A 1,622-nucleotide genomic window follows, 5' to 3' on the forward strand; every position below is an offset into this window, starting at 1 on the left:
GTCGTGAAGTTCGCCGTCTGCCAGCCGCTCGCCGTGGTGGTGGTGAAAGTGGCAGTGGCGAGCTTGGTGCCCGTCGAGCTCCACAGGTCGACGACGTTCTGGCCGTTGTCGTTGGCGCTGCGGTAGAACCTGATGCCTGTGACATCCCCGGCGACGTTCGACTGGAACTTGACGCCGAGCTCAAGCTGCTGACCGTCGTTGAGGTTCGTCTGGGCCGGCGTGCTGGAGGCGGAGAACAGGCTGTAGGTCGTTGGCCCCGCCGACACGGCGACATTGAAGGTCTCATTGGCGGCAAGGCCGCCGAGATCGGTTGCCGTCACCTTGACGCCGTAGTTGCCTGCTGTCGTCGGCGTGCCGGAGAAGGTGCGCGTCGAGGCGTTGAAGGCGAGCCAGCTGGGAAGCGCCGTGCCGTCGGCAGCAGTTGCCGTATAGGTCAGCGTCTCGGTGCTGTCGACATCGGTGAAGGTGGTCGTCGGCAGCGTGAACGAGAAGGCGGAGCCGGTGGTGGCATTCTGAGCGGCCGTCTGGACGGCGAGCACCGGTGCGTCATTGGCGCCATGGATGGTGACGGTCAGATTTGCCGTGGCCGTGGCGCCGGCGCTATCGCGCATCGTATAGCTGAAGACATCGCTCAGCGTGTTGGTCGACTGACGCAAGGCCTGGACGGCGGCATTGGTCTCGTTGATCGCATAGCTATAGACGCCCGATGCATTGAGCACGAGACTGCCATAGGCGCCGTTCAGCGCTGAGCCGAGCGTGCCTGACGTCGCGCCGAAGCTGACCGCGCTCACCGTCTTGGTGTCGCCGGAATCCGGATCGGTGTCGTTGGTCAGAACGTTGCCGCTGGCAACTACGCCACCCGAACCATTGGCGACACCGCCCTTCTCGGTCGCGTCCCCCGCATCGGCGACCGCCGTCGGCGTCGTGTTGCCGGGAACCGACACGGCGATGTTGAAGGTCTCGTTGGCGGCAAGGCCGCCGAGGTCTGTGGCGGTTACCTTGACACCATAGGTCCCGCCTGTCGTCGGCGTGCCGGAGAATGTCCGCGTCGAGGCATTGAAGCTCAGCCAGGCGGGCAGCGCCGTGCCGTCGGCAGCCGTTGCCGTGTAGGCCAGCGTCTCGGTGCTGTCGACATCGGTGAAGGTGGTGGTCGGCAGCACGAAGGAGAAGGCCGAGCCGACGGTGGCATTCTGGGTCGTCGTCTGAACGGCGAGCACCGGCGCGTCGTTGGCGCCATGGATGGTGACGGTCAGGTTTGCCGTGGCTGTGGCGCCGGCGGCATCACGCATCGTGTAGCTGAAGACATCGTTCAGCGTGTTGGTCGACAGGCGCAGCGCCTGCACGGCGGCATTGGTCTCGCTGATCGTATAGGTATAGGCGCCCGATGCATTGAGAACGAGACTGCCATAGGTGCCGTTCAGCGCTGAGCCGAGCGTGCCTGATGTCGCGCCGAAGCTAACCGCGCTCACCGTCTTGGTGTCGCCAGCATCCGGATCGGTGTCGTTGGTCAGCACATTGCCGCTCGCAACCACGCCGCCCGAACCATTGGCGACACCGCCCTTCTCCGTCGCGTCCCCCGCATCGGCGACCGCCGTCGGCGTCGTGTTGTTCGCATTCGAGGG

The 1,622-nt window shown here is 65.3% G+C and carries 1 protein-coding gene; it reads right to left on the reverse strand.

Annotated features, from left to right (window positions below; genetic code table 11):
• Positions 1-1,622, reverse strand: a 1,622-nt coding sequence (locus AC1D2N_RS36140) for a putative Ig domain-containing protein (RefSeq protein WP_477983011.1), incomplete at both ends; no start/stop codon positions are given.

The sequence above is a fragment of the Rhizobium sp. P1_B8 genome (assembly GCF_056406515.1).